This is a genomic window from Corynebacterium sp. HMSC065H09 (genome assembly GCF_001812845.1).
GTDB lineage: Bacteria > Actinomycetota > Actinomycetes > Mycobacteriales > Mycobacteriaceae > Corynebacterium > Corynebacterium jeikeium_D.
Window position 1 is genome coordinate 185691 of sequence record NZ_KV810592.1, and the last position, 6816, is coordinate 192506.

The 6816-nt window shown below is 57.4% G+C and carries 4 protein-coding genes and 1 pseudogene; all 5 read right to left on the reverse strand.

Going from position 1 to position 6816, the window contains the following annotated elements; genetic code table 11:
• Positions 1-216: 216 nt before the first annotated feature.
• The gene (locus HMPREF2878_RS08300; protein WP_070653257.1) at positions 217-996 is read right to left on the reverse strand and encodes a DUF4191 domain-containing protein; all 780 of its coding nucleotides are present in this window, start codon (positions 994-996) and stop codon (positions 217-219) included.
• A 93-nt stretch (positions 997-1089) separates the two neighbouring features.
• Positions 1090-2148: a lipoyl synthase gene (gene lipA, locus HMPREF2878_RS08305; protein ID WP_016423044.1), complete on the reverse strand. Its 1059-nt coding sequence runs from the start codon at positions 2146-2148 to the stop codon at positions 1090-1092.
• A gap of 9 nt (positions 2149-2157) precedes the next feature.
• Positions 2158-2961, reverse strand: a complete 804-nt coding sequence (gene lipB / locus HMPREF2878_RS08310; RefSeq protein WP_048732570.1) for a lipoyl(octanoyl) transferase LipB — start codon at positions 2959-2961, stop codon at positions 2158-2160.
• Positions 2962-3113: 152 nt separating this feature from the next.
• A complete protein-coding gene (locus HMPREF2878_RS08315; RefSeq protein WP_016423042.1) occupies positions 3114-4739 on the reverse strand; it encodes an inorganic phosphate transporter in 1626 nt (541 codons plus the stop codon).
• Between the two features lie 569 nt (positions 4740-5308).
• Positions 5309-6816, reverse strand: a pseudogene (gene sucB, locus HMPREF2878_RS08320) (2-oxoglutarate dehydrogenase, E2 component, dihydrolipoamide succinyltransferase); the annotation flags it as partial.

Here is a 6816-nt window from a genome sequence, read left to right on the forward strand (position 1 = left end):
CAAGGATACGACCTTTGCTGACAGCGTGATAAGTGAGAGCAATCACTTCAACAAGACATCAATAACTGTGTGTGAAGACATGGCTTTAGGCATCGTTTTAAAGCTTTAAAGCACAAAAAAAAGGGGGCCCGAAAGCCCCTTTTTTCTGCTTCAACCTAGATTGCCCCTCGGCGGGTTGCCCGAGCAACCGACCCTGGTGAAACCTAGCTAAAACCTCTAGTGCTTCTTGCCGCGATTGGCGGCACGGCGCGCACGACGGTTCATGCCGGCCTGTGGGTTAGCGCCCTTCGGCATTGGACCCTTGGGCATGTTCGCGCGCGCATCGCGAATACGGTCCATCGACTGGATGCGCTCATTCAGAGCGTTGGCCTGATCCTTATTCAGGTTGCGCGGCAAACGCATGAGTTCGCGCTGCAGCTTCTTCGGCGGGACCTGGCCCTCGTCGCTACCAGCAATCATGTCGTAAATCGGCGCTTCGCCCGCAATGCGTGCCAGCGACTTCTTCTCACGAGCAATCATCTGCTTGACGCGGTTCGGATCACCTTCACCGACCAGCACAACACCGGCGTTACCAATAACACGGTGAACAGCATCCATGTGCTGATTAGCGACAACACCGGTCTTGACGTGCCAGACATAGCCAACGCCCTGACGCATATTGTCCAGCGTCCACGCTGCAGCGCCGGCCTGGCCTTCCGCCTCTGTGTAGAAGGACGCCTCAAGACGCTTAGAGAAGATGTACATCGCGACCATAAAGCCGATCGAGATACCAATAATCGTCAGAATCCAGGGCCAGACTCCACCAATGAGCAGACCAAGCAGTAACAGCAGGATAATTGGACCGAAGAAGCCCAGCGCCATGTAAGGCACGAGCTTGTTGTCCCGCGAGCGCTGCAGCTTAAACGCCTGCCACATCTGGCTACGAGTCTGCTTACGCTGAGCGCGCTTGGCGGCGGGGTTCGCCTTCTTCATTTCTTTCGCATCATTGGTCGCCATAATCACCAACTTTAGGGCATGCGATGTAGTTTTAGGCAATAGACCGCGCCGTAGCGCCGTTTCGCTTTACGACGGCGCTGCGGCCGTCGGCCTCTAGGAAGCCGGAATAGTCGAAGTGACTGGCGTATCCTCCGATGCGCCATAGCGGTCGAGCAGAGTCGAGGCTTCCTGAAGCGCGAGGTTGTTGTCGTTGTCGTCGGCAAGCGCGGACAGATGCGCAGGCAGCTCCTGACCGCGGTGCGCCAGTGCGCGGGCGTAGAGCCGTCCAGCGCGGTAGGAAGAGCGGACCAGCGGGCCGGACATGACGCCGGCAAAGCCCATCTCTTCAGCGGTCTTGGAGAGCTTGACGAACTCCTCCGGCTTAACCCAACGTTCAATTGGATGGTGCAGTGGAGTGGGGCGGAGGTACTGAGTGATTGTCAGAATATCGCAGCCGGCATCGTGCAAATCTTGCATAGCGGAGATGATCTCGTCGTAGGATTCGCCCATGCCCAGGATGAGGTTGGACTTGGTAACTAGCCCAGCTTCGCGAGCGCGAGTGATGAGTTCCAAGGAACGCTCGTAGCGGAATGCGGGGCGGATGCGCTTGAAGATGCGCGGCACCGTTTCCAAGTTGTGGGCGAAAACCTCGGGCTTGGCGTCGAATACCTGCTGTGCTGCAGATTCGTCGCCACGGAAGTCATCGACAAGGAGCTCGACTCCGGTATTCGGGTTGAGTTCGTGGATCTGGCGGCAGGTCTCAGCGTAGAGCCAGGATGCACCGTCGGGCAGATCGTCGCGGGCGACACCGGTGATAGTGGCGTAACGAAGACCCATCTCGCGGACGGATTCCGCAACACGACGCGGCTCATCCTTATCCAATGGGTCGGGCTTGGCTGAGTTAATCTGGCAGAAGTCGCAGCGGCGGGTGCACTTATCGCCGCCGATGAGGAAGGTGGCCTCGCGGTCTTCCCAACATTCGTGAATGTTCGGGCAGCCAGCCTCCTGACAGACCGTGTGCAAAGAGGCACCCGAGACACGGTTTTTCATGTCCTTGTAGCTGGGGCCCGGACGAACCTGGTTGCGAATCCACCGGGGCTTGTTCTCGATAGGGGTCTCGGCATTTCGTGCCTCGACGCGCAGTAACTTACGTCCTTCTGGCTTAACAGTCACAGTTTCATCCTACTCTTTTGTTGATGAGTACTCGAATATGCCGGTGGTGGAGTTGTGCTTCACCCGGTGTGGCAGGTCCTTCGTGGGGTCGGGCGCGGAGCCGAAGGAATGGTCGGCAACGGTCAAACGGCCTTCCAAAGCATCTTGCAAATCTGCCAGAAGCGACTCTGTCATCTCTGACACGCTAACATCTCGGTCAAGCTCCCGGGATAGGGTGGTCACTCCAGCGTCGGAGATGCCACACGGGATGATGTAGTTGTAGAACTCCATAGAGTTGTCGCAGTTCAGACTGAGTCCGTGCATGGTTACACCATGGGTCACGCGGATTCCCAGTGCCGCAATCTTTCGGTCGCTCAGTCCGTTTGATGCGGGAACCCATACCCCCGAGCGGCCATCGATGCGGCCAGCAGCCGCGATGCCGGCTCGGCGAACGGTTTGAATGAGGGCTTCTTCCAGTCTGCGGACGTAGTCCACCACATCGACCGGCTGAGCGAGCTTGATGATGGGATACATCACAAGCTGGCCCGGGCCGTGCCAGGTGATGCGGCCACCGCGGTCGACATCGACGACCGGCAACCCATTGGTAGGACGGTCCTCCGGCTGGGTGCGCTTTCCTGCTGTGTAAAGACTCGGGTGCTCAAGCACGAGAACCTGATCTGGAATTAGGTCTTTCGCACGCTTGGCAGCAAGGTCTGCCTGTAGGTGCCAGGTCTCTTCGTAGTCGACAAGGCCGAGATGTTGAATCTCGATGTCGGAGCTTGATTCCCGAATGGATTTATCTGCGCGAGTAAAAGGTTTTCTTGGGGCAGTCATGGTGGCCTATAGGATACGCCGAAATTCTGTAGGCCTCAGATTACTTGTTACTTGGATAGCGCCAAACTTACTTGGATAGCGCCAGACGTAAAAATACCCCGGTGGTCACTAGAAAGTGACCGCCGGGGTAAAAGTGGCGTGCTTTTGTGGGCTTAGCCGAAGACGACGCGGAGGATGGAAACGGTGATTGCCGAGATACCTGCAGCGGCCGGAAGGGTAATAACCCAGGCCAAACCAATCGGCTTCATCAGGTTCCAGTTAGCGGCACGGTTAACGATACCGACACCGAGAACGGCACCAATCAGAATGTGGGTGGAGGAAACCGGCAGACCCAGCAGGGAAGCAATCATAACGACCACAGCAGCGGAAAGCTCTGCGGCAAAACCCGATGCTGGGTGAATCTCAGTCAGGCCGGATCCGACGGTCTTGATAACGAAGCGGCCGATAAACCACAGACCGGAGATGAGAGCGACACCCATGGTGGTCATGACTGCCAGCGGGACGCCGGACTCGGAAGAGATCTCGTTGGTACGGAGAACATCCAGAATTGCCACGAACGGGCCAAGCGCGTTAGCGATGTCGTTCGAGCCGTGGGAGAAAGCGAACGCAGCAGCGGTGAAGACCTGCATCCAGCTGAACAGCAGGAAGGTGGAACGATCCAAATCCTGACGCTTCAAAGTACGCGCGAAGATGTAAACGGCAAGCCACACTGCGGTGGCGATCATGCCCATAATCAGGAAGTTGTCCAGGCTGGAAAGCCCTAGGTGAAGGTTCTTCAGACCCTTGAACAGCATCATCGCGGAGATGACAATAGAGCCCAGGGCTGCTAGACCCGGAACCCAAGCTTCCAGCGCACGGTGAGCGCGGACATCATCAACCTTGGATTCGATGTGGACGAGCTTGCGGAAGTACTCAGACTCCAGGTCATCCGGAGTCCAGTCGTTGTCACGCATCGTCGTAGCGTCGCGAAGCATCGCGTTGGTGTACGAGATCTGATCGTGCTCAGGGAGCTTTTCGAAGTCGTCGCGGTGCTGCGCCTTGAGGTCCGCCTTTTCCTGGTGGATGGCCTGCAGCTGCTTGGAAGCCTTGTCGTTGTAGACGAGAATCGAGTTCTTAATGCCGCCGAACAGGAGGAACGCGACCAAACCGCCGAGGAGCGGAGAGAGGACCCAGGAAACGGCGATCTGACCAATCTGATCCCACTGGACCATGCTCCAGCCACCCTTGCCGGTGATGAAACCGACCGTCAGTGCGGCACCGACGATACCGCCGACGATGGAGTGGGTAGTGGAGACTGGCCAACCCATGCGGGTGGCAACGAGGAGCCACACTGCCGCGCCGAGAAGCGCGGACATCATGATGAAGGCGAACTCCATCGGGTCCAAACCGTGGATTGCGTTCAGGTCCACAATGCCGGAACGGACGGTGTCAGTAACCTCGCCACCAGCGAGGACGGCGCCCGAAACCTCAAAGACTGAAGCGACAACAAGCGCCTGCTTCATGCTCAGGGTGCCGGCACCGACTGAAGTACCGAAGGAGTTAGCAACGTCGTTACCGCCGATGTTGAACGCCATGAAGACGGCGAACGCGATGGTAATCAGAAGGATTGCCGTATTTGCCTGCGGGCCCACAAAGTCATAAGCCCAGAAGACAAAAATTACGATGTTGATTGCGAGAAGCCCGCCGAAGAAGAGGTGCCACCACTTATCTGAGGAGCTCGATTGCTCAGATGATGTGGTCCCGGTCGACGAACTAGTATTCGCTGGAGCCGAGGACATGCTCCACCTTTCTAAGTTACGTACAGAGAGCAAAAATAGGCACGCCAAAGAAGCCTGCTGTCTAATGATTTCTTAGATTGGTAAAGGCTAATTGCTAACTAGGTGACGGCGAGGTTAACAAATAATGAATTTAATTATCGCTATCTTCAGCTCTCGTCGGTGTAGCTGAAAGCGATAGCCGGAACTGTGTGCGGGGGTGTGTGGTGTTCTCGCATTTCGGCAGGACAAAAAGTATGCGCATTTGCTACTTGCAGCTTTGCTTTCGGTTCGACCCTCCCGCTGTCTGCTAATGGCTTAACGGCGCAATAACAGCACGTTAATTCTTTGTGCCGATGGAGCCTTTGCTAGCTATGTGTGGCTACGTGAAATCTGAGCACTAGCCAAGAATAGGGGGCCTGCGCATTTGAAGGAATCGCTGATTAGGTTCAACTGCGGGACGAATGCGGCAAAAGAAATACCCGCGTCAGCCGCAAAGTGCGACTAACGCGGGCAGGGAAGAGGCAGAACCTCCTGCTAGCAAGCCAGCTAGATTCCCGCGGCGCTACTACCCCAGGAGGGGAGCAAGCTGCTTAGAGCTGCAGATCCGATTCGAAGTTAGCAACCTCGAGGCGGTCAACAACGGTCGTCATGAAGCGACCTGCATCAGCGCCGTCGATCAGGCGGTGATCGTAGGTAATTGGCAGGAAGACCATGGCGCGAATACCAATGGCATCTGCCTCATTCTCGGTGACGACTACTGCGCGCTTCTTAATCGCGCCGGTGCCGACCATTGCGGCCTGCGGCGGAACCAGAATCGGAGTGTCGGTCAGAGCGCCCTCGGAGCCGATGTTGGTAATGGTGAAGGTGCCGCCGGACAGGTCGTTCGGGGTCAGCTTGTTGTTGCGAGCGCGGTCTGCGATGTCCGCAATAGCAGCAGCCAGCTCCGGCAGGGACATATCCTGAGCGTTGTGGATGACCGGGGAGAGCAAACCACGCTCGGTATCGACAGCGATACCCAGGTTGACCTGCTCGTGGTAGGTAATCTCCTTGGTCTCTTCGTTCCAGGAAGCGTTGACGTTCGGGTGGCTGACCAGAGCCTCAACGATTGCCTTTGCAAAGAATGGCAGGAAGGTCAGCTTTGCGCCGTGCTTCTTCTCGAACTCAGCCTTCTTAGTAGCGCGCAAATCCCAGATGGCAGTCATATCGGCCTCGTGGACCTGGGTCAGCTGTGCGGAAGTCTGCAGAGACTCGAGGGTCTTGGCAGCGGTGATCTCGCGGATGCGGTTGACACGCTGGGTGGTGCCGCGCAGCTCAGCGAGCTCAGGGCGAACGCCCTTGGTGGACCAGTTGGAGCCGGACTCAGCAGTAGTCTCCTGGCCGCCCTCGGCAGCGCGCAGAACATCCTGCTTACGAATGCGGCCGCCGATTCCAGAGCCCTCGACCTTAGTCAGGTCAACGCCGTGCTTGTCAGCCAGCTTGCGGACCAGCGGGGTGACGTAAGGAACGTCCTTGTTAGCGGAAGGCTTGGATTCAGCCTTCGGAGCCTCAGCCTTCGGAGTCTCCTTCTTCGGCTCTTCCTTCTTTGGCTCCGGCTTGGACTCTGCCTTTGGCTCTTCCTTCTTTGGCTCCGGCTTGGATTCAGCCTTTGGAGCTTCCTTCTTCGGTGCAGCCTTCTTTGGCTGGCCACTGCCAACGCGAGCGATGACCTCGCCGACGTCAACGGTGTCGTCTTCGTCGTAGAGGACCTCGAGCAGGGTGCCTGCGACTGGGGAAGGAATTTCGGTGTCGACCTTGTCGGTGGAAACCTCGAGCAACGGTTCGTCGACCTCGACGGTGTCGCCGACCTTCTTCAGCCAGGTGGTGATGGTGCCTTCGGTGACGGATTCGCCGAGCTCCGGCATCTCAACGTCAGTAGCGTCGCCAGCGTCAACGTCAGTGGAGTCTTCCTCAGTCTCCTCGTTAGCCTTTACTGGCTCCTCGTCCTTCTCGACTGCGGCAGATGCCTCCTCGGCCTCTTCCTTGGCGGCCGGAGCAGCGTCTGCATCGCCAACGCGAGCGATGACTTCGCCGACGTCAACGGTGTCGTCTTCGTCGTAGA